This window comes from Trichococcus palustris (genome assembly GCF_900114465.1).
GTDB classification, from domain to species: Bacteria; Bacillota; Bacilli; order Lactobacillales; family Aerococcaceae; genus Trichococcus; species Trichococcus palustris.
The window spans coordinates 52,243-73,366 of the sequence record NZ_FOTD01000006.1 but is presented as its reverse complement, the minus strand read 5'-3'; the positions used below and the strand labels follow the sequence as shown (position 1 = coordinate 73,366).

At 46.3% G+C, this 21,124-nt stretch carries 20 protein-coding genes, 1 pseudogene and 1 riboswitch; of the genes and pseudogenes, 16 read left to right on the top strand and 5 right to left on the bottom strand.

Translation table 11 applies throughout. The features are described from left to right. Positions 1-162: 162 nt before the first annotated feature. Together BM101_RS14350 and BM101_RS05740 are read left to right on the top strand one after the other, a co-directional pair. Entirely contained in the window at positions 163-294 is a 132-nt protein-coding gene (locus tag BM101_RS14350) for a hypothetical protein (RefSeq protein WP_256212139.1), read from the top strand. A 244-nt stretch (positions 295-538) separates the two neighbouring features. Continuing rightward, complete coding sequence (locus BM101_RS05740) at positions 539-1,114, top strand: NADPH-dependent F420 reductase (RefSeq protein WP_087033228.1); 576 nt, start codon at positions 539-541, stop codon at positions 1,112-1,114. 108 nt (positions 1,115-1,222) lie between these two features. Here the strand turns inward: BM101_RS05740 and BM101_RS05735 are convergent, their stop codons facing one another. Beyond that, on the bottom strand, positions 1,223-1,825 hold the full coding sequence (locus BM101_RS05735) for a hypothetical protein (RefSeq protein WP_087033229.1): 603 nt from the start codon (positions 1,823-1,825) through the stop codon (positions 1,223-1,225). A gap of 416 nt (positions 1,826-2,241) precedes the next feature. Between BM101_RS05735 and BM101_RS05730 the strand changes: the two genes are divergently transcribed. The 10 genes from BM101_RS05730 to corA all read left to right on the top strand — a co-directional run bounded on the left by BM101_RS05730 (position 2,242) and on the right by corA (position 13,649). Next, positions 2,242-3,750, top strand: coding sequence for an MFS transporter (locus tag BM101_RS05730; protein WP_087033230.1), 1,509 nt, complete (start codon positions 2,242-2,244; stop codon positions 3,748-3,750). A gap of 533 nt (positions 3,751-4,283) precedes the next feature. Then, positions 4,284-5,741: an MFS transporter gene (locus tag BM101_RS05725; protein ID WP_087033231.1), complete on the top strand. Its 1,458-nt coding sequence runs from the start codon at positions 4,284-4,286 to the stop codon at positions 5,739-5,741. Between the two features lie 369 nt (positions 5,742-6,110). Beyond that, positions 6,111-6,923: a pentapeptide repeat-containing protein gene (locus tag BM101_RS14240; protein ID WP_087033232.1), complete on the top strand. Its 813-nt coding sequence runs from the start codon at positions 6,111-6,113 to the stop codon at positions 6,921-6,923. 351 nt (positions 6,924-7,274) lie between these two features. After that, positions 7,275-7,997: an amino acid ABC transporter ATP-binding protein gene (locus BM101_RS05715; RefSeq protein ID WP_087033233.1), complete on the top strand. Its 723-nt coding sequence runs from the start codon at positions 7,275-7,277 to the stop codon at positions 7,995-7,997. Between the two features lie 41 nt (positions 7,998-8,038). Then, positions 8,039-8,872 carry a transporter substrate-binding domain-containing protein gene (locus BM101_RS05710; protein WP_087033234.1) on the top strand — a complete coding sequence of 278 codons (834 nt, stop codon included), beginning with the start codon at positions 8,039-8,041 and terminating at the stop codon, positions 8,870-8,872. Next, on the top strand, positions 8,872-9,594 hold the full coding sequence (locus BM101_RS05705) for an amino acid ABC transporter permease (protein ID WP_087033235.1): 723 nt from the start codon (positions 8,872-8,874) through the stop codon (positions 9,592-9,594). Before BM101_RS05710 ends, BM101_RS05705 begins: the two co-directional genes overlap by 1 nt. After that, positions 9,591-10,250, top strand: coding sequence for an amino acid ABC transporter permease (locus BM101_RS05700; protein WP_087033236.1), 660 nt, complete (start codon positions 9,591-9,593; stop codon positions 10,248-10,250). The genes BM101_RS05705 and BM101_RS05700 overlap by 4 nt, the downstream gene beginning before the upstream one ends. Before the next feature lie 137 nt (positions 10,251-10,387). Beyond that, on the top strand, positions 10,388-10,900 hold the full coding sequence (locus tag BM101_RS05695; protein ID WP_087033237.1) for a GNAT family N-acetyltransferase: 513 nt from the start codon (positions 10,388-10,390) through the stop codon (positions 10,898-10,900). Positions 10,901-11,065: 165 nt separating this feature from the next. Next, the gene (locus BM101_RS05690) at positions 11,066-12,547 is read left to right on the top strand and encodes an MDR family MFS transporter (RefSeq protein WP_087033333.1); all 1,482 of its coding nucleotides are present in this window, start codon (positions 11,066-11,068) and stop codon (positions 12,545-12,547) included. A gap of 145 nt (positions 12,548-12,692) precedes the next feature. Beyond that, positions 12,693-13,649, top strand: coding sequence for a magnesium/cobalt transporter CorA (gene corA, locus BM101_RS05685; RefSeq protein ID WP_087033238.1), 957 nt, complete (start codon positions 12,693-12,695; stop codon positions 13,647-13,649). 76 nt (positions 13,650-13,725) lie between these two features. Here the strand turns inward: corA and BM101_RS05680 are convergent, their stop codons facing one another. Both BM101_RS05680 and BM101_RS14605 read right to left on the bottom strand, forming a co-directional pair. After that, entirely contained in the window at positions 13,726-14,613 is an 888-nt protein-coding gene (locus BM101_RS05680; protein ID WP_087033239.1) for a fructose bisphosphate aldolase, read from the bottom strand. Between the two features lie 276 nt (positions 14,614-14,889). After that, positions 14,890-15,024, bottom strand: a pseudogene (locus BM101_RS14605) (zinc ribbon domain-containing protein); the annotation flags it as partial. Positions 15,025-15,276: 252 nt separating this feature from the next. Here BM101_RS14605 and BM101_RS05670 point away from each other — a divergent pair. The 4 genes from BM101_RS05670 to BM101_RS05655 are packed head-to-tail and all read left to right on the top strand — an operon-like array spanning position 15,277 to position 19,086. Next, positions 15,277-16,227, top strand: coding sequence for an alpha/beta hydrolase (locus BM101_RS05670; RefSeq protein ID WP_087033240.1), 951 nt, complete (start codon positions 15,277-15,279; stop codon positions 16,225-16,227). Between the two features lie 14 nt (positions 16,228-16,241). Continuing rightward, positions 16,242-17,636, top strand: coding sequence for a DUF167 domain-containing protein (locus BM101_RS05665; RefSeq protein ID WP_087033241.1), 1,395 nt, complete (start codon positions 16,242-16,244; stop codon positions 17,634-17,636). After that, positions 17,623-18,288, top strand: coding sequence for a DUF6320 domain-containing protein (locus BM101_RS05660; protein ID WP_087033242.1), 666 nt, complete (start codon positions 17,623-17,625; stop codon positions 18,286-18,288). Before BM101_RS05665 ends, BM101_RS05660 begins: the two co-directional genes overlap by 14 nt. 27 nt (positions 18,289-18,315) lie before the next feature. Beyond that, positions 18,316-19,086: an SDR family NAD(P)-dependent oxidoreductase gene (locus tag BM101_RS05655; RefSeq protein ID WP_087033243.1), complete on the top strand. Its 771-nt coding sequence runs from the start codon at positions 18,316-18,318 to the stop codon at positions 19,084-19,086. 69 nt (positions 19,087-19,155) lie between these two features. Here the strand turns inward: BM101_RS05655 and dapA are convergent, their stop codons facing one another. Together dapA and BM101_RS05645 are read right to left on the bottom strand one after the other, a co-directional pair. Beyond that, on the bottom strand, positions 19,156-20,043 hold the full coding sequence (dapA, locus tag BM101_RS05650; protein ID WP_087033244.1) for a 4-hydroxy-tetrahydrodipicolinate synthase: 888 nt from the start codon (positions 20,041-20,043) through the stop codon (positions 19,156-19,158). A gap of 150 nt (positions 20,044-20,193) precedes the next feature. After that, positions 20,194-20,340, bottom strand: a riboswitch (Lysine riboswitch). Between the two features lie 120 nt (positions 20,341-20,460). Next, complete coding sequence (locus BM101_RS05645; protein WP_087033245.1) at positions 20,461-21,006, bottom strand: TIGR01440 family protein; 546 nt, start codon at positions 21,004-21,006, stop codon at positions 20,461-20,463. Positions 21,007-21,124 lie beyond the last annotated feature (118 nt).

Here is a 21,124-nt window from a genome sequence, read left to right as displayed (position 1 = left end):
AAATTGTTTGAATGTAGTAGGTTGTTGTTTTGGAAGTTGATTAGTGATTCTAAAAAAATCGTTGCCATCGAAGAAAGTTATTTTCATTAATATATTAACCAATTACAACTTCTTATCGTCCTTAAAGTATGGAGTGTTACATTAACAAAGGTGGTGTGAAAAGTGAATTCAAAAGAAAAAATGTTAGAGTTAATTAAAAAGAAACAAGTAGGTGGCGGAAAGTCTAAACAAACCGACTCGCCGAAAAATGATCTTAAGAACATGCGAAAAGGTCCAAAGATTTATAATAAGTAAGCTGATTTGCATTACTTAGAAGGTATCAGTCAGTAGTTATCTACAATTTTTTTTTTAATTATTATAGGGGAACCACACTTCGGTGTGGTTCTTTTTTCGCGCACAGAACCGCAACAGCGCAGGAGAAAAAAGTTTTACTTAACTTAGGTAAGTTGTATAATGAGTTTGTATATGCTTTCGAAAAAAGTCAGTGCAGTATCGTGTGAACAGGAATGACCGCGAAATGGACTAGGAGGAATGAAATATGGCTAACATCAGTATTTTTGGCAAAGGGAACATGGGGAATGCGATCGGAGGTAACTTTGAGGCTGCCGGAAACAAGGTAACGTACGTCACAAAAGAGAAAACTGTGGACGAATTGGGTGAAATCGTCGTTTTTGCAGTTCCGTATGCAGCCGTTGCCGGCATCTTGGATACTTATCGGGCCCAGCTTTCCGGGAAAATCGTTATTGATATCACCAATCCTGTGAATTTTAAGACGTTTGACAGTTTGGATGTCCCAGCCGATAGTTCAGCCGCTGCGGAAATCGCCAAGGAATTGCCGGATTCGTCGGTCATCAAAGCCTTCAACACAACTTTCGCCGCCACTTTGGTGACGAAGAAAGTAGCGGATGCCCACCAAACCACGGTATTATTTGCGTCCGATGTTCAAGAAGCGAAGGATAAGTTTGTGGCAGCATTGGACGGCAGCGGTTTGGCATTCATCGATGCCGGCTCACTGAAACGGGCCCGCGAGCTCGAAGCGATGGGATTCCTTCAAATTGCATTGGCTGCTTCTGAAAAAATCAGCTGGACAGGCGGCTTCGGCATTTTTCATTGATAGAAAACATAGTGGGAGCGGCTTTACCGTTTCTTATGCAAGAATAAAAAATATGCAAAAACTCCCTGCTGCGAATTAATCCAGCAGGGAGTTTTTATCTTTATGAAATCAGTATTTTTTCTTGGGATGACGATCAACCGGTTCAGGATATTTGGCCAGAAGGGCTTTTCCTTCAGGCGTTATCTGAAACCCTCTCAGTTTGAATTGGGCGGCGAGCTGTTCCTCAGTTAATTCTTTTTTCGCGAGTTCCATTAATTCGGGCTTCTTTAGTTTAGAGTAGCCTGTTTTTTCAAAATGTTTTAGAATCGCTTTTAACTGTGCGGCGTTCAGATAATCCAAAGAATCGGTTGCGGACAGTTCTCTGGCATAGCCTTTTTCTTGTAATTCATCCAGTGCCTGTCTACCATTGATGCCGTAGTCGTATTCAAAATATTTTGGGAAGACACTCTCATTGGTAAAGGTGCCGAAATTGATGCGCCACAATAAAATCAGATGCCCCGGTAAAATATCCTCTTCATAACGAACCATACTTCGTTTGGGTACGAGATGTTCTGAACCGATTCTCACTAAATGGAGCCAGTTTTCTAAATCCCGTTTGGGTGAGATGTAAGGGACTTCTGCATAATCTTCATAGATTGAAAAGACGTCTTGAACGTCTTTGTTGTTCAAATCGAGGTGGCTATTTTGCTTGTCGCTGTTTGTTGTATTCATAGGTACTTGTGCTCCTTTGGATTATCGTAAGAAATTTCGAACAATTTGTTAAGATAATTATACTCCATAGGCTTAACAAATGCACTTATGAAGCAAGGAAGTGGGCAGGCGTTTCCTGCCCCCACGACTAAATGGGAGCCCGCTTTTTTAGTATCTCATCCACATATTCCGTGGTGGATTTCTTTATATTGATAGCAATTTGTGTTGGGAATTACGAATTTTAGAAAGCGTTCACAATTCGTTAACAATAAAAATATTGAAAACGTTTTTTTGCTATGATACTATTACGTTAGTTCTTATAACTAAGTTTTATTTTTATAACTATGACAACTTTTTGTGGTTACTGAGTTTCATAATGTGATAATAAATACTTGTTGCAATAAGTTCTAAATTTCATAATATGGAGGGGTTTTTTTATGGCAAAAGAGGCTTCAACGGTTATCGGGGAACCAAATTACAACCGTGCCAAACTGTGGCAAATCGTGTTATTTACTTTGAATAATTCATCAACAAATATTTATATGTTTGCTTTTGGTTTTGTTACCTATTATTCAACGGGTCTTGTTGGGTTAACTGCACTCTTCGTAAGTCAAATTATGGGGTATATCCGTATCTTTGATGGGGTCATCGACCCGGCAATCGGGGTTTTAATTGATAAAACAGATACAAAATTTGGTAAGTATCGTCCGATTATGATTTTAGGAAATATTATTACTATTCTTTCATTCTTGGTACTATTTAATATTCATGGTCTGGGCAATGGAATGAAAATTCCAATTTTCTTACTTGCGTTAGTCGTGCATAAAATCGGTTATTCCCTGCAAGCGACGGTTACAAAAGCCGGTCAAGCAGCGTTGACAAGCGATCCAAAACAACGTCCTATCTTCAATATCGTTGATGGTTGGGTAACGACTTTATTGTTTACTGGTGGTCAAATTGTTGTGGCAAACTTCTTAGTGCCAAAATATGGTGGGTTTACACCAGCGTTCTTCAAAGTATTTATCCCAGGAGTCATGATCATCTCAGCTATCCTAGGAATTTTGGCAGTTATCGGTATTGCCCAAAAAGACAACAAACAATACTTTGGTATCGGTGAAAAAACGACTAAAACTTCGTTTAAAGATTACTGGGAGATTGTCAAAGGCAACAGACCTTTACAAATGTTGACCATGGCAGCAGCTTTTGTGAAGTTCAATTCAGCATTATTCGGTGACCAAGTTGTGTTGATGATCCTATTTGGTATCATCTTTGGTAACTTTGGTCTATCCGGTACGATCTCTTTAGTGTTGATTTTGCCTAGTCTATTGTTTACAACCTTTGCAGCAACCATTGCTCAAAAAAGAGGATTGCGTTACTCATATGTTCGTTACTTGCAAGGCGCAGTTATTTCATTAATCCTATTAGGCGGATTACTTTTCTTTGCAAACCCAGGTGATTTGAGCTTCTCTAGCCTATCCTTATGGACAATTGCCTTTACAATCGTTTTTGCTTGTGCGAAAGGATTCACATCTACACCAACAGGCTTAGCCTTGACCATGGCAGCGGATGTCTCCGACTACGAAACAAGTGTTTCTGGGCGTTATGTTTCCGGAATGTTGAGCACCATGTTCTCGTTGACTGACTCAGTCGCATCATCGTTCGCACCAATGTCAATTGGTTGGATCTTAGCCGCTGTGGGATTTGCGCAAGCGTATCCAACGGCTGACACGCCACTTTCGCCACAATTGCGGATGGCTGGTATTGTTTTGCTTTCAGTATTGCCTTTAGCCGGTACAATGATTGCTTTAGGATTCATGAAATTCTACCCATTAAATAAAGAAGCAATGGAAGGTATTCAAGCAAAAATTTCAACAATGAAAAATGTGGGACCGAGTGATGATGAAGAAGACGAAATGCCTCATGCAATCCCTGCAATGAATGACTAAAGCTATGAGCTTTTCATTTTAGAGCAAGAGGAAAAATAATAATGTTAGCGATTGCGTAAATGATCGCCCATAAGCTAGCACTTAAAAAAAGCTGTATCATGCAGCTCACAGAAGATGATCCCGATAGGCAGTCGGGGTCATCTTCTTTCATTTTTTCGGGTTGCGTTTTTTTGTCCATTTCCCCAAAAATATTTAGTCGGCTTTGTCAACACCGGATGTGATAAAAACCTCATCAATGGGTTTCCAAGTGGAAATCAGCATATCCCCTAGAAGAGTCAAAACCTTTAGCGAACGCTATTGCAGCTCATTTATTCAGGCCAGAAAGACAACGTTCACAAATTGTTAATAATAAAAAGATTGTAACCGATTTCTGGCGATGGTATTATTCCCTTAGTTCTTATAACTCAATTTTATTATCTAACCATGATTACTTTTTTTGATAACTGAGTTTCATGATGCGATAATGAAATAATTTTTTCTTGTTTCTCGTTTTTATTGGTGGGTTTTTATTAAATCGGAAGAGGTGTTTGAAAATGAAAAATGTAAACGAAAAAAATATCGAAAATGTAAGCGATGACAACAAAACGAAAGAATATCCGAAATTTGGGATGAAGGACAAAATCAGTTATGCTATCGGTGATATGGCGAACGATTTTTCATTCATTTTTACAAGTAGTTTTTTGATGGTATTTTATACGAAGGTGCTGGGTGTTAACCCTGCTGTTGTTGGTACACTGTTCTTAATCTCCCGTGTCATTGATGCATTCGCAGATATTACGATTGGCCGTATCGTTGATACAGCTAAGCCCGCCAAAGATGGCCGTTTCAGAAGTTGGATTCGTCGCATGGCACCGTTCATCGCTTTGTCAACGTTCTCTATGTTCATTTACGGGGTCCAAGACGCCTCGATGCCTGTCAAAGTCGCTTATATTTATGTGACATACATTATCTGGGGAATCCTTTATTCATCCATCAATATCCCTTACGGTTCGATGGCCTCTGTCATCAGCCCAAATCCGGATGAACGCGCATCCCTTTCTGTCTTCAGAAGTAGTGGTGCCGCTGTTGCCAGCATCATCATCTCATTCCTTGTTCCAAAACTCATTTTCAAATCTGAAATAATCAATGGTGTTGCAGCGCAAGTCATTATCCCTGTTCGCTTCACCATCATCGCTGCTGCTTTTGCAGTAACATCCTTTATTTTGTATCGCATCTGTTACTCATTTTCGGTTGAACGTGTCCAAGCTGCTCCAAAAGAATCGGCTGAAAGCACTACCATCGGCAAAGAAATGAAAGCAATCACAAGACTCTTCTTCTCGGATCGTTCTTTGCTTACGCTTATCGGGATTGCTATCTTGCTGTTACTTTCAACTTTGCTTGTCGGAACAATGAATGCTTACGTGTATCCAGAATACTTCAATAGTTCAACTGGTTTGGCCATCGCCGGTATTTTCGGTACGCTGGGTACCCTGATCCTTGCTCCATTCGCCGGAAAAATCGCATCAAAATTCGGTAAAAAGGAATCCGGTGGGCTTTCACTGATTTTCGCCGGCCTTTTATACGCAGGCTTATACTTCACTCATGTTCAAAGCCTTACAACATTCTTGACGATCATTTTCTTGGCTAACTTAGGCCAAGGCTATTTCATGATCATCATTTGGGCATTCATCACTGATGTCATCGACAATATGGAAATCAAAAATGGTGTCCGCGAAGATGCTACCGTCTATGCCTGCTACTCATTCGCACGCAAAATCGGACAAGCTCTTGCTGGTGGTCTTGGCGGTTACGCTTTGACAGTGATCGGCTATCAACAAACCGCTCAAGTCCAAACAGAAGCAGTTAAAAATGGGCTATACCAAGTTTACACTGTTGCACCTGCCGTAGGTTTGACACTTGCCGGAATCATTCTATTGACGATCTATCCATTAGGCAAGAAAAAAGTTCTCGAAAACAATGCTATTTTGTTAGCACGTCGTGAAGGGAAATAAATAAAGAGCAACAAAAAAGTCATAAATAAAAGAAGGCAATATTTCTGATTAAACCCAGAAATATTGCCTTCTTTTTTCGTTTACATGCAGGAAAAAAGAATACCTGAATCATCCGCATAAAAATGGGGGAATCAGGTCACCTCTATTCAAGGTATTTCGCGCATGTTGCCTCTTGCTCCCCACAATTGCTGAAGCAAGAGGCAACACGCTTTTGAGTCAATTCCTTTTTCGACTGGTTCTGGAAAAAATTTCCCCTCAAAAAGCCAACGTGGTGCTAAAATAAATGGAAAGGAATGAAGAACCAAGCAACGGCAGGAATGCTATTCTGCTGAAGAAACAGGAACCAAATCGAACACAAAGGAGAAGATTATGGAAGAATACAATAGCAGAGGAGAATATTCTTCGGACTGCAGTAACTGTTTTGCGCTCTGTTGTGTAGCTCTGCAATTTCAAAAATCGCAGGATTTCCCTTTCAGCAAAAAAGAGGGTGTACCTTGTAAAAATCTAAGAACTGATTTTGGCTGCGCTATTCACAATCAGTTGAAGGCGAATGGCTTCAATGGCTGCACGACATATGAATGTTTTGGGGCGGGGCAATTTATTTCGGTGGAACTTTTTAACGGGAGGGATTGGCAAACTGATCCGGTCAGTAGAAAGCAAATGTTTCAACTGTTGCCCGTGGTCAGAAATATCCATGAGATTATTTACCATCTTCGCAGCAGCATGGCAATCACGAAAAATAAGGATACAGATAAGGCATGTGAGGAACTGATAAAGGATCTGGAAAAGATCAAAAAGGACCCGCCGGCAATCCTTGCAGGTTTCGATATTATGCCTTATCGGATAATTTCCAGCAGGATATTCATGGAAGTAAGTGCAGCGTACAGGGATAATAAGGCGAAATATGATTTCGAACCGTATGGGGATTGGTCTGGGCAGAATCATGCCAGTCGCGATTTTTCCTACCAGAACTTCAGAGGCTTCCTTTTCATTGAAATGGATTTGAAGGATGCAAATTTGCAGTTCTGCGATTTTTTAGGAACGGATATGCGGAACGCCGATATAAGCGGTGCAGATTTAAGGAACAGTATATTTTTGACGCAATCCCAAATCAATGCAGCGAAAGGGAATGCCTATACCAGGATACCTGATGGACTGAACGTTCCTGCACATTGGGAATGAGCCATCCTGGAAGAGCGTCTGTTTTCCTTCAGCGAAGCAAGATAATTGGCCGGGGTATCGATAAGTATTGTGATAGTTGCTCCTTGGGGAAATCTTTTTCAGATGTCATGAAGGCTCGAAAATAGAGTCGTATAAACGGTTTTTATTGACATGGATGAGGTGTCGGAAAGGGCAATGTAACAAAACCTTACATATCCGCGACATATTTTAATTGTGTTTCAACTATTATATCATTAAAATGGTAAGATAAAGACGATAGTAAATGATAGCTCCATTTTCATAAGGGCAATCGCAAGTGTTTGAAAGGTTATCATACACAAATGAATATGCACAAAAGGGGTTGAGGCAAAATTGATTAAATTAGAGCACGTCAATAAATATTTTGGAGACAACCATGTGTTGAAGGATATCAACCTGGAAGTCGCAGAAGGGGAAAAAGTGGTCATCATCGGTCCTTCCGGATCGGGGAAAAGTACCACTGTCCGTTGCATGAACTTCCTCGAAGAGCCGACAGACGGAAACGTCTATATCGATGGGAAGCAAGTTACCGCAAAGAATAAGCTGGAGATTGTCCGCCATTCATCGGCGATGGTTTTTCAGCAATTCAATCTGTACCCGCATATGACCGTGTTAGGTAATTTAACAATCGGTCCTATCAAATTACAGAAAAAATCAAAAAAAGAAGCGGAAGAAATGGCTTATCGCTACTTGGATATCGTCGGCTTGCGCGAGAAGGCGAATGTGTATCCTTCGACCCTTTCAGGCGGACAGCAACAAAGGGTGGCCATCGCCAGAGCGCTATGTTCGCAGAAAAAAATCATCCTTTTCGATGAACCGACTTCAGCCTTGGATCCGGAAACGGTACAGGAAGTACTGGATGTCATGATCAAATTGTCCAGCATGAACATCACGATGGTTGTGGTGACCCATGAAATGGGCTTTGCGAGACAGGTGGCGGACCGCGTCATCTTCATGGCTGACGGCACGATCGTGGAAGAGGGTACGCCAGAACACTTCTTCGATAATCCGACGAATGAGCGGACGAAAGCCTTTTTAGGCAAAATCTTAAGATAACCGATGAGACATCGGCATACACTATCAGGGGGAATTGGAATATGAAGAAAAAAAATCTATTGGTTTCGTTATGTTTATCAGCTGCTTTGTTTTTAGGCGCTTGCTCAAGCGACGGTTCGGATACTGCGGACTCGACGGGTGCAGCAACTTCAACAACATCGGATCAAGTAACGGTTGAATCGATCAAAAAAGCCGGCGTGTTGAAAGTGGGCGTAAAAGAAGATGTTCCAAACTTCGGATTAAGAAATACAGAAACGAATGAAATAGAAGGATTCGAAATCGACATCGCCAAGAAGATAGCGGGAGAAATTTTGGGCGACCCGGAAGCGATCGAATTGACGCCGGTTACGGCCAAAACGCGTGGGCCATTATTGGATAATGGGGAAGTGGATATGGTCATCGCTACCTTCACCGTTACCGATGAACGGAAAGAAACCTACAATTTCTCTGATGCCTACTATGTAGATGCAGTGGGGCTATTGGTTAAGAAAGAAAAAGGCTATAAAGGGTTAGCCGATATGAACGGAGCTACCATCGGGGTTGCACAAAGCTCGACAACAGCGGATGCCATCAATGCAGAAGCCAAGCAATATGGCATTTCTTTGAAATATTCTGAATACGCGACTTATCCGGAAATCAAAGCAGCACTTGATTCAGGTCGTATCGATGCCTTCAGCGTGGACAGATCAATCCTGGCCGGCTATCTGGATGATTCGACTGAAATCCTGAAAGACCGTTTTGCGACGCAAGACTACGGCATCGCAACGAAGAAATCCAATACGGAATTAGCGACAACCGTGAATGACTTAATCAAAACATGGAGAGCAGATGGCACTCTTGATGCAATGGCTAAAGAGTGGGGATTGAGTGAATAATGAGGAGTACAAATCCATTCGCTCTCTGGCGTTGGGAAGATCTTTTTCAAAATTTTAGCAGCTTTGGGAACGGCTTTTTGCGGACGCTTGAAGTCGCCGTATTGGCTTTGCTGTTGGCCATGTCCATCGGTATCATCATTGGGACGATGTCGACGGCAAAAAGCCGGTTGCCTCGCGCTATCGCCAGAATATACGTAGAAATGTTTCAGAATATCCCTTTAGTCATCCAAATCTTCTTCATGTACAACGGCCTCGCCATGGCAGGGCTGGTGCTGAATGAATTTACGATCGGCGTGGTAGGTGTCGGGATATACCACGGTGCCTATGTTGCCGAAGTTGTCCGGGCCGGAATAATGGCCGTACCAAAGGGCCAGGAGGAAGCGGCGTATTCGGAAGGATTCGGTTATGTACAGATGATGCGCTATATCATCCTTCCGCAAATGGTGAAGATCATTCTGCCGCCATTGACCAACCAAGCCGTCAACCTGATCAAAAATACTTCTGTATTGGCGATCATCGCCGGTGCCGATTTGATGTATGCGGCAGATTCCTATGCTTCCTCTAGCTTGAACTACGGACCTGCCTATCTCGTTTCAGGATTCCTTTACTTCCTGCTTTGTTTCCCGCTTGCAACGTTTGCAAGGAGATACGAACAGAAGCTGAAGGACAATGATTCGGTTGTAGTGAACATAGGCGTAGATATTCCGGAGGTGATGGAATGATTGAATCGATCCAAACTGTTTTCACTCCGTCCAACGTTTCCTTCTTGATGCAAGGGTTGAAACTGGCGCTGCTCATTTCCATCAGCGTCGTTATCCTGTCGATCATCTACGGGACGGTTTTGGGCTTGCTGCGGAACTATGAGAAGAAATTTTTGGGAAAACTAGCAGGCGCCTATATCGAGCTTTTCCGTAATACGCCGTTGCTTCTATGGATGCTAACTTGTTCCTTTTTGATTCCGGGGAGCACGATTACGCTGAAAGGCTCATTGGCCCTATTCCTGTACACGTCAGCGGTAGTGGCGGAAATCGTTAGAGGGGGCTTGAATTCGATACCGAAAGGACAATTCGAAGCTGCCCATTCGGAAGGATTCTCGTTTTTGCAGACATTATGGTACATCATTTTGCCGCAATGCTTCAAAAAGATCATACCTTCGCTCTTGTCGCAGGTGATCACGACCATCAAAGATACGTCCTTCCTTGCGGGCTTGGGAATCATGGAGTTCACAAGAAGCGGACAAGTCATCTTGGGGAAAGTGACCAAGACTTCAGAAGTATTTATGATCTACGCCTTCCTTGCGCTTGTTTATTTCATCATCTGTTTTTCACTTTCAAGTGTCGTCAGAAGTTGGCATAAACGAAATTCGCAAAATGTTTAATTATTGGAAGAGCTCACTCCTTCGGGAGGGGCTCTTTTTTTCGGCCCCGGTATCGTTCGGGAATTGTAGAGCCCATCGTTATACAAGGAGAAGTATTTTTTGTATACTGTAGATATTATTGAATAGTAGGTGAAGAGATGATCAGAAAAGCAACACCCGAGGATATGCCAAAAATAATGGAAATCATAAATGACGCAAAACGTTCATTGAAGGAGAGAGGGATAGACCAATGGCAAAGCGGCTATCCGAATGAAGAAATCATCCTGCAGGATATAGCAGGCGGCAACAGTTATGTCTATACAGAGGAGGGTGAGCTGTTGGCTACCTTCGGCTTATTCTACGGTGTAGATCCGACATATGTGACCATCTACGATGGGGAGTGGCTGACGGATAATTCGTATAGTGTCATCCATCGGGTTGCGATCAATGGGCATTTGCGCGGAAAAGGGATAGTGGGGAAAATCATCGCATTCGCGGGGGAAGAATCATTGAAGAACGGGTTCAAGAGCATGCGCATCGATACGCACCCGGAAAACAAGAGCATGCAGCGCGCTCTGCAAAAAGCGGGATATCACTATTGCGGGAATATTCTCTTGGCGAGTGGCGATCTGCGTTTGGCATATGAAAAAGTGTTGGAAACTGCGGCATAACCGCTTAGTATCGGCACAGTCGCGCGGCGGTAGAGGGAACAGGGCTTTTCCCGGTTGTCCTTTCACGGAACTTGTGTGATATAATAATTGGAGTTTGCAATATAAATGGAATGCAATTTTCAAAAAAATCACTCTCTTGACGCGAGAGGCAGCCAGGAGGAAGCAGTGGAAAACAAACAGAAAAAAACGAATGTTGCGCTGGTGACATTGGCGATATTCGTCGCAACATTCATGTCGGCCATCGAGGGGACGATCGTTTCAACGGCGATGCCGACCATCATCGGAAATTTGAATGGGATAGCCATCATGAACTGGGTATTTTCCATTTATTTATTGACAAGTGCACTGATGACGCCCATCTACGGTAAATTATCGGATATGATCGGGAGGAAGCCTGTCTTCATCGCAGGATTGCTTATCTTCATCATAGGTTCTTCCCTCTGCGGCCTGTCCCAATCGATGGGGCAGTTGATCGCCTTCCGGGCGGTGCAGGGAATCGGTGCGGGCGCCATCATGCCGGTCACTTCGACGATCATTGCGGACATCTATCCGTTTGAGAAGCGTGCAAAAATAATGGGGCTGAATGGTGCGGCCTGGGGCATCGCCGGCATTTTAGGACCGCTGCTGGGAGGCTTCATCGTTGATCAATGGAGTTGGCATTGGATTTTCTATATCAACATTCCGGTCGGTTTGGCGGCGGTACTGTTGGTCAGTCTGTTCTTCCACGAGGATTACACCTTCGAGAAGAAGCCGGTCGACTACCTGGGAAGCTTCTCCTTGATGGGGGTGCTGTTGAGCATCCTGTACGGGATCCAAGTCGTCGGCGACAACGGTCGTCTTTCGACGGAGAGCGTCAGCTGGTTCGCAGCGGCGGCGTTGTGCAGTGCAGTCTTCCTCTTTGCGGAAAGACGGGCAGCCGACCCGATCATTCCTTTGGGTTTGTTCAGCAGCCGGACCTTCGTCATCCAAAATACGGCAGCGGCACTGGTCAGCGGTTTTTTGCTGGGTGCCGACATCTACATACCGATGTGGATGCAGGGCATCAAGGGTTTGAAGGCGGCCATGGGCGGCTTTGCGATAACACCGATGTCCTTGACTTGGATGGTAGGCTCCTTTTTTGCCAGCCGATTCCTGTTGAAGCATGCGGTCAAGCACATCTTGGCGGGCAGTTTGGCGATCATAGCGGCAAGCGCGCTATTGCTGGGCATCTTGCCGATTGCAACGCCGTTCTTTGTCTTCCTGTTCATCACCGCCTTGATTGGTTTGGGGATGGGGTTGACGATCACGACAACAACGGTTACCGTACAGAATATTGTGCCGAGGGAACAGATCGGGATAGCGACATCCGTCAACACTCTGTTCCGGATCCTGGGGCAGACGGTCATGGTATCCATCTACGGCATCGTATTGAACAACAAGATGGCACAGCTTATCGCAGGCCAGAAAGTGTCAGGAACCAAAATAACGGACGAAATGATGAACCAACTGATCAATCCTTTGACGGCGGTCAACCTGGATCCGACGCTCCTGCCGACAGTGAGGGGGATCCTCTATGCGGGTATCCATAGCATCTTCTTCTATGGTTTCCTTATCGTGTTAGTGGCGATGGCCATCAACGCTTTCGACAAAGAGCAAAAGGCAAACTAAAGGCCAGGACTCATCCTTCGGGGTGGGTTCTTTTTTTCGTTTCGGGCAGTCTTTCTGTCGCACCTAAAAAGGCTGGTTGTGGATAAGTGTCGGAGGTTGACGTATACTTGACGGTAAAGTTACTCTACGAAGAGGTGTCCATATTATGATAAATGTTATCGGCATTACGAATGAAAATCAGTTGGAGAAAGATGTGCCTATCGATACCGCGGCGTTCTCAAAATATAAATGGGTTTGGGTCGATTTCGGTGAGCCCACCGACGAAGAAGTGAAGCATTTGGCGGACACGTTCCACTTTCACCCGCTGGCCATTGAAGACTGTCTGCAGATGATTCAACGCCCTAAACTGGATTATTACGACGATTATACGTTTTACATCACCCATCATGTCCGGGAAGAAGAGAAGGATATCGTCAAAGAAGAACTGGATTTTTTTGTCTCGGATAACTTTATCGTCACGTTCCATCTTTTCCCATCCCAGGAAGTCGACTATGTTTGGGAACGGTTGTTGTCGCAAAAAAATAGCGAGCAATGGGATACGCATCATGTCTTCTATAAGATTCTGGATAAGATTGTGGACAACTATTTTCCGATCATTTATCAAATCGAAGTGGAATTGGCGAACATCGAGGACAACACACAGAAAAAAGCGACTAATGATGTCATGCCCAAATTGTTCGACATCCGGCACATGCTGTTGAGCCTGATGCAGACCGTCAATCCGATGCGCGATCTGCTTTACCGCATGCTGAATTCCCAACATCTGGAGGGCGTGAAAAGAAGAAGGGCCTATTTTTCCGATATCCATGACGATCTGCTGAAGGTATCCGAATTGATCATGTCGAACCGGGAAGTCACCACCGATATGAGGGACAGCTATCTCTCGATGAATTCGCATCAAACAAATAACGTCATGAAAATCCTCACCATCATCACGTCGATCTTTTCCCCGTTGACGCTGCTTGCCGGTATATACGGCATGAATTTCCAGAATATGCCGGAATTGCGATGGCAATACGGGTATTTTCTTGCACTGGGCTTGATGGGTATCATCGGGGTTTCGATGTACCTTTGGATCCGGAAAAAGGGTTGGTTCAAGTGATGATGGGCTTTTGCGGATAAAAACGAAAACAGTACGGGAACCCGAATGAGTTCCCGTACTGTTTTTTGATCATTTTTTACGCGATGGATGCAGCATAGATTTTTTGGACGGCCTCTTTGAGCGCTTCATTGAAGGCCTCATCGTTTTGATTGGCGCTCAGGTTTTCCGATAGCGCCCGCGAGAAGCTGGCGATCAGGCCGTGGTTGCGGGCCAATTTTTCGTTCGCCTCTTCCATCGTGTAACCGCCGGAAAGAGCGACCACGCGGAGGACTTTGGGATGGTTGATGAGTTCGGCATAGAAGTTGTCCACAGTCGGTATGGATAACTTCAGCATGACTGGTTCATTTTCGCTCAAGGAGTCCAGATGGCGTAAAAGTTCCGCTTTCAGAATTGCTTCCGATTTTTCTTTATCCACACTGTGGATATCCACTTCGGGTTCGATGATGGGAACCAGACCGGCCGCGATGATCTGTTTGCCGACCTCGAATTGTTGGACAACGACCTTTTTGATGCCCTCAGGATTCGCTTCCTTGATGACCGAGCGCATCTTCGTACCAAAGATGTTTTTTTCTTTTGCCCGCGTCAACAGGTCAGCCAATTCTGGATTGGGTTTCATCAATTGCACGCCATCCGCCAATTCGCCCAGCCCTTTATCGACTTTCAGGAAGGGGACGATGCCTTTCTTTTCCCACAGGTAATCGGCGGTATACAGGCCTTCCACTTTGCGGTCCATCGTCTGCTCAAACAGGATGGCGCCCAGAATATGTTCGGAAGTGAAAGCGGGTGAGGTGATGATGCGTGTCCGCATCATATGGACGAGCGTGAACATCTCCTCTTCGTTGGAATAGGAATTCTCTAGAATACCATACAATGCCAATGCTTTCGGCGTACTGCCGCCGCTTTGATCCAATGCCGCGATAAAACCTTTGCCATTTTTCATAATATCGAATTGCTTTTCATTCATGATTCCAACTCCTCACAGTATTTTAGGGAAATCCGGAAAACCTTCAGAAACAACATAGGATGGAGGATCTCTTACAGATAATATAGCACTAATGCTTTGCGATTACTCCGCAAACGCTCTCGAAAAACGCAAATAAATAATGACCGCAGCTTGATGGATACCTCGAGGGGTGATTTTTTGTGGCTACGCCATTGGGAATTCAGTCAATTGAACTACCCCCACCTACGCATTCGCTTAGAGGTGGAGGATTCCTACGAACACCGAAGTATCCCCCGGTTAATTGAGTAGGCTATCCCCGCAGATTCCTGCGGTTAGAAGCCTTAAGGCTTCATTCTTGATATTGATACTTGCGTTCAGATCCCGGTCATGGTGGGTGTGGCATTCCGGGCAATCCCATTCACGGACGGCAAGATTCTTCACGGCTTTATTGTGGTGTCCGCTTCCTTCTTCAGCGCTGTCGGTTTGAAGATAAATAAGGTAAGCCAGCTGCATTCGCGCATTGCTCTCCGTAGCTGAGACAAGCTCGTGAATTACTAAGTGCGTTGTTGGCGGTATTCCTATGATATAATGAGGATGAGTAGGCTTGTTTGCGGGAAATGCCCGTGAGCGATGCAAGCGCAGAACAATTGAAAAAAAGCAAGTTGCTGCAGAAGGAGAAAAGTGATGAATCGACTATTCAAGTTTGTGCTGAAGGTGGCTTCTTCGCCGAAGATCAATATGGAGGAGGATTATCCGAAAGTACGGAAACTGCAGCGCATATTGGCGCCAAAGCCGAAAAAGGGATATATCATTTTTGATCAGAAAATCTATTCAGAGGATCGTTCGCATGACATTCCGGTGCGGGTATTTTATCCGAAGGAACAGCTGCATCAAGATGCTTTGTTGTTTTTCCATGGCGGCGGCTGGGTGATCGGGGATATCGAAACGTACACGAATGCCTGTACCAACATGGCGGACCTGACGGGAAGGGTCGTCTATTCCGTCGATTATCGGTTGGCTCCGGAACATCCATATCCGGCAGGCCTGGATGATTGTTATCGCGTAGCGGAAGTTCTGCTTACCCATTTGGAGCTCAGCGGACTGAAGGATGTATCGCAATTGACCTTGATCGGTGATTCCGCGGGCGGGAATTTGGCGGCAGCCGTTTCTTTGTTGCTGCGTGATAGGGGGCAGCTTGTGCCGGCAAAACAGATTCTGCTGTATCCCGTGACGTATTGGGACCACACGGAGGATTCCCCGTTTGAGTCTATCCGCACAAATGGCTATGATTATGGGCTGACGTCGAAAAAGGTGGAGGAATACATGACGCTGTATGTGCCGGAAGGCTGCGACCGCGAAAATCCTTATATTGCCCCTTTGATGGCAAGGGACCTTTCCGGACAACCGGACACATTGGTGATAACAGCCGAATTCGATCCCCTGCGCGATGAGGGAGAGGCATACGGTGCTGCCCTGCAAAAAGCCGGCAATAAAGTGAAAATCCATCGTATCAACGGGAGTGTGCACGGCTTCATCGTCTATCCGAAGTTTGTGCATTCCGTCGTGGAGGCCTATCAGCAAATCAATGCCTTTTTGAACGGAGAACAGGAAGAAGGAACGGGCGAGGAAAAATAGAAGGAGGGAACAGGATGAAACGGAAAAATTGGGTACGGCTCGATAATGCATCCAATATTTTTCTCGCCGCGATGACCGCCAGCGATACGAAAGTGTTTCGTCTGAGCGCAGCGATGGGGGATGCGGTTGATCCCGGGCTGTTGCAACAAGCATTGGATAAAACCTATGAACAATACGTTCTGTACCACAGTGTGCTGCGCCGGGGCTTTTTTTGGTATTACTTGGAAGACAGCGACCTGAAGCCGGTGGTTCGCCCGGATCTGCAACCGCCTTGCGCAGCGCTGTACCATTTTGACCGCAAGGAACTGCTGTTTCGCGTCGTCTATCATCGTAACCGGATCCACCTGGAAGTATTCCATGCCTTGTCGGATGGAACGGGTGCGCTGTGGTTTTTCGAGGATCTGTTGAATGAATATGCCATGCTGCGCTATCCCGAAAATTTCGGGGGCATGGATCAAAAGGAAAGGGATCGGTTGAAAGAACAGTCGGAAGACAGCTTTGCCCATTATTTCCGCAAAGGGAAGCAAAACTTCTCCGAAGAGGCGCAATCAGCCATCCGGGCCTTGACGAAGGCTGGGAAACTGGCTGTGAGCTACGGTGAAAAGGCGACGCGTTATTTGGATCCGTTCCCTTTGGAAAACCAACGCAAGGAACGCGTCTATCGGGTCCGCGGGAAGAAGACGCCCGATAACCGCCCCCATGTGATCGAAATGGAGATGCCGGTCAAGGCCGTTCTGCAGCTAGCACGTGAACAGCAGACGACGCTGACGATGTATTTGACGGCCGTCTTCATCGAGGCCACCCGCAGGACCAATCCCCATCCGAAGAAGGCGCGGACGATTGCAGTATCGGTCCCGATCAATTTGCGCCAGTTCTATCCTTCCCATTCGGCACGGAATTTCTTCAGCACGACACGTTTGGCCTACACCTATGGCCAAACGGGAGACGACAGTCTGGCGGCGATCTGCGCGACGCTCAAGGAGCAGTTCCAAGGACAAATCACCCCTGCAAGTTTGGAAAACAAATTGAATCGGCTGATTGCGTTCGAGTACAATCCTTTCACCCGCATCATCATCCGGCCCATCAAGGATATCATCCTGAGGCTAGTGAATCTTTTCAATAACCGGAATCTTACGGTGGCGATTTCGAATCTGGGGAGGGTTTCTTTGCCGGAGCCGATCGACGGCTACGTCCAACGGCTCTATCTGCAGACTGCAGCGGTGAGACCGCAGTTCTGTGCGCTGAGCCACGGGGAACACTTAACCGTGTGCTTTACCTCGCCTTTCGTCGAAACGAACATCCAGGAACAATTCGCTATCATATTGACGGAAGCCGGTGTGTCCGTGACCGTCGCAGCCAATAAGGTAACCAGTGCCGAATTAGGAGGGGTGGAACATGAGACATTGTGAACATTGCCGGGTGGACATCAAGGGCGATTGGGATAGCTGCCCTCTTTGCCAGCGGTCCTTGGATACGGAAGCGGAGGTGACCGTTCCAAACCCTTATCCGGATATTCCGTTGCGCTTCAACAAGCAATATGTGATGAGTTTATTGACGTGGCTATCGCTCATCCTCATTGTGGCTTACTTCGTTGTGGACATGCTGTTGAGGGATAAACTGGAGGGGCTCCGTCTCCTTCTGTTCGGCGTGATGAGCATGTGGCTGGTGGTGCTGATCCTCATCCGGAAACGGCGCAACATCGCGAAGGGGATCGTCTATTTGATCGTCTCCATATCCCTCCTTTGCGTCTATTGGGACTATGCGACCGGCTGGGAGGGGTGGTCGACGACCTACGTCGTGCCGATCGTCTGCAGCTTTGCGCTAGTGGCGCTGTTCATCGCCGTTCGTGTGGTGAGGCTCAGCGTCGGCGATTATGTCCTGTATTTGTTGGCAGCCGCCTTGATCGGACTTTTCCCCGCTCTATTCCTGCTCCTTGACTGGGTCACCCAGCCGTTACCCTCGTGGATATCGGTGGGGATGAGCGCGGCGATGCTCAGCCTGATCCTGATTTTCCAAGGCGGTGACATTTGGGTAGAATGGCAGAAACGAATGAATATCTAGAAAAAAATGAAGAAAAGAGGAAGCGGAATGGGAAAACAAACAGCTCTCATCACGGGTGCAAGCTCGGGTATAGGAGCGGCATTCGCCAAACAATTAAGCGAAAAGGGCTACGACTTGATTCTGGTAGCCAGACGGGAAGAGCGACTGAAGAAGCTCAGCCAAGCCTTGCAGACGGACTGCGCCATCATCACGGCGGATCTTTCCAAGGAGGAGGAATGCCTGGACCTGTATGAACAGACGAAGGGGAGACAGATCGACATCCTGATCAATTGCGCCGGTTTCGGCGATTTCGGCGATTTCAGTTCCACCAGCCTCGAAAAAGAATTGGATATGATCGACGTCAACATCAAAGCCGTCCATATCCTCACCAAAAAATTCTTGCCGGACATGATGGCGCGTGATGCGGGCTATATCCTGAATGTGGCTTCCGTTGCCGGGCTGATGCCGGCGGGCCCCTATATGGCAACCTATTATGCGACAAAAGCCTATGTGACCAGCTTCACCTCCGCCATTGCGGAGGAACTCGCGAACGAGAAGAGCCATGTGTACGTCGGAGCCCTTTGCCCGGGTCCGGTCGATACCGAATTCGACCAAGTGGCGGATGTGTCCTTCGGGTTGAAGGGCATCACCGCGGAATACTGCGTGAGCTACGGTTTGGACAACATGTTCAAGAAAAAGCGCATCATCGTTCCGACACTGCTGCTCAAAGTTGCGGCTCTATCCTCCAAGCTGGCGCCGCGCAATCTGGTCGTTAGACTGGCCGGCAGACAGCAGATGAGGAAGAACAAGGGAAAATAAGGACGGAAAAAAAGCCCGGCATTCCAAAACGGAATGTCAGGCTTTTTTCGCAATAAAATAAAATATGGTCTAAATCAAGCCGACTTTTTTCATCGCTTTTGACAAACGCTCAATTGTTTCTGGGCTAGGGGGGGCTAAAGGAAGACGGAAAGGTCCAACGTTGAAGCCCATCAATCCTAACGCGGCTTTCACCGGAATCGGGTTGGGTTCGATGAAAAGGCAGTCGATCAATTCTTTGTATTCGGCTTGCATCGCGGCAGCCTGTTTGACGTCGCCGTTCAGGAAGAGGTGCGTCATTTCGGCTGTCGCTTTGGGAGCGATGTTGGCCAAAACGGAGATGACCCCTTTTGCGCCCAGGCTCATAAACGGGATGATGGTATCGTCGTTACCGGTATACATATCCATGCTATCACCCAATAAGCTCAAGTTGTCGACGGCCTGTCCAAAGTTCCCGGTAGCATCCTTCAAAGCGACGATGTTGTCGATTTTTGCCAGTTCCACCAATGTTTGTGGTTCGATGTTCATGCCGGTACGGCCAGGGACATTGTAAAGGATGATGGGAACTTTCACGCTGTTGGCTATGGCGGTATAGTGCTCGATCAATCCTTGTTGGTTCGTTTTATTGTAATACGGCGTCACGGACAAGATCGCATCCACACCCGTTTTCTCTACTTCACGCGTCAAAATGACGCCGTGTCTCGTGTCGTTGCTGCCGGCACCGCCGATGACGGGGATGCGATGGTTCACTTTTTCGACAGTGAATCGGATCAGCTCTAACTGTTCTTCATCGGTCAGGGTGGAAGCTTCTCCTGTCGTACCTGCGATGATGATGGCATCCGTGCCGTTCGCGATGTGGAACTCCAATAATTCCTCCAACACTTCGTAATTGATTTCTTGATTTTCCGTATCTTTATACGGCGTAACTATTGCACATCCGGAACCTTCAAAAATAGCCATTATAAAATCTCCTCCTTGAATATGTTTCTTTTGCGACAGATAGGCACAATGACAAAAAACGACTATGAGAATGTGGTCTCATAGTCGCTCCAAAAGAGGATAAGACGGCGAAAGCCGCTCCATCCAATTTGTAATTTACCAAAAGCCCCCAATATGAGAAGCGCACCAAACAAAGCTGGGCGGCTTTGTTTGACAGTGCCAAGTTTATTCAACGTTGGCCCCAATAGCTTGTATTTCGGCGGCAACACCTTTCGGGGAATCCCTTACTGATTGTTAACCGCGGCCTCTTCTTCATATTGTATCGAATATTTTGTTCCTTTAACTCTATCAAATGGGAGCGCTTGTGTCAATCGGAATTTCAGCGTTCTATCCTTTTTTCTTAATCTTGTTCTCATTATCACAGAATTCCTGGTACCGTTAATTCAAGGAATCGTCATACACAGCGCGGCTGCCGCCGATGTATTTGGGGCGGGTCCGTGCGGCAGTGATGGGGGCTTCGCCGATGCGGCCATGCGTCAGGCGGATGGGAACAGCCACCTTCTTCAAGTGCATCCCGATCAAGGTATTGCCGATGTCGATGCCCGCGTCCGCCTTGATTTCTTCCAGCGCCACGGGATGGTGGAAGCCCTTGTAGGCGGCAGTCGCGAAGGAGCCGCCAGCCTTCGGTTTGGGAACGACATTTACGATTTCCAGACCTGTGGCAGCCTCCGCTTCGATGATGATGGCGCGGTTCAGATGTTCGCAGCATTGCGCCGCAAGGTAAATACCTTTTTCGGAGAAGACGGCATGCAGCGCTTCGAAAAGCGCTCTGCCGATTTCGGGGCTTGAATCGCTCCCGATTTGATGCCCGCCAACTTCGCTGGAGGAGCAACCGACCACAACGATCTGCCCGCTTCGCAGCTGCGCTGCATCGATCAATTCCGTGGCGATGGCGGCTGCCTGGTTTTTAATTTCTTTTAGCATGATATCGCTCCTTTTCTCATTTTCAGGTAAGCAGGATCAAATGCTGCTCAATCTGTATTGCATTTTTTATTATACTCCAAATTGTCCGGCTGTTAATCCAGTCTTTCAAATTAATCAC

Excerpts from the sequence above, each read along its gene's own strand:
- BM101_RS05740 (WP_087033228.1), top strand. The coding sequence starts at position 539 with ATGGCTAACATCAGTATTTTTGGCAAAGGGAACATGGGGAATGCGATC.
- BM101_RS05735 (WP_087033229.1), bottom strand. The coding sequence starts at position 1,825 with ATGAATACAACAAACAGCGACAAGCAAAATAGCCACCTCGATTTGAAC.
- BM101_RS05730 (WP_087033230.1), top strand. The coding sequence starts at position 2,242 with ATGGCAAAAGAGGCTTCAACGGTTATCGGGGAACCAAATTACAACCGT.
- BM101_RS05725 (WP_087033231.1), top strand. The coding sequence starts at position 4,284 with ATGAAAAATGTAAACGAAAAAAATATCGAAAATGTAAGCGATGACAAC.
- BM101_RS14240 (WP_087033232.1), top strand. The coding sequence starts at position 6,111 with ATGGAAGAATACAATAGCAGAGGAGAATATTCTTCGGACTGCAGTAAC.
- BM101_RS05710 (WP_087033234.1), top strand. The coding sequence starts at position 8,039 with ATGAAGAAAAAAAATCTATTGGTTTCGTTATGTTTATCAGCTGCTTTG.
- BM101_RS05705 (WP_087033235.1), top strand. The coding sequence starts at position 8,872 with ATGAGGAGTACAAATCCATTCGCTCTCTGGCGTTGGGAAGATCTTTTT.
- BM101_RS05700 (WP_087033236.1), top strand. The coding sequence starts at position 9,591 with ATGATTGAATCGATCCAAACTGTTTTCACTCCGTCCAACGTTTCCTTC.
- BM101_RS05695 (WP_087033237.1), top strand. The coding sequence starts at position 10,388 with ATGATCAGAAAAGCAACACCCGAGGATATGCCAAAAATAATGGAAATC.
- corA (WP_087033238.1), top strand. The coding sequence starts at position 12,693 with ATGATAAATGTTATCGGCATTACGAATGAAAATCAGTTGGAGAAAGAT.
- BM101_RS05680 (WP_087033239.1), bottom strand. The coding sequence starts at position 14,613 with ATGAATGAAAAGCAATTCGATATTATGAAAAATGGCAAAGGTTTTATC.
- BM101_RS05670 (WP_087033240.1), top strand. The coding sequence starts at position 15,277 with ATGAATCGACTATTCAAGTTTGTGCTGAAGGTGGCTTCTTCGCCGAAG.
- BM101_RS05665 (WP_087033241.1), top strand. The coding sequence starts at position 16,242 with ATGAAACGGAAAAATTGGGTACGGCTCGATAATGCATCCAATATTTTT.
- BM101_RS05660 (WP_087033242.1), top strand. The coding sequence starts at position 17,623 with ATGAGACATTGTGAACATTGCCGGGTGGACATCAAGGGCGATTGGGAT.
- BM101_RS05655 (WP_087033243.1), top strand. The coding sequence starts at position 18,316 with ATGGGAAAACAAACAGCTCTCATCACGGGTGCAAGCTCGGGTATAGGA.
- dapA (WP_087033244.1), bottom strand. The coding sequence starts at position 20,043 with ATGGCTATTTTTGAAGGTTCCGGATGTGCAATAGTTACGCCGTATAAA.
- BM101_RS05645 (WP_087033245.1), bottom strand. The coding sequence starts at position 21,006 with ATGCTAAAAGAAATTAAAAACCAGGCAGCCGCCATCGCCACGGAATTG.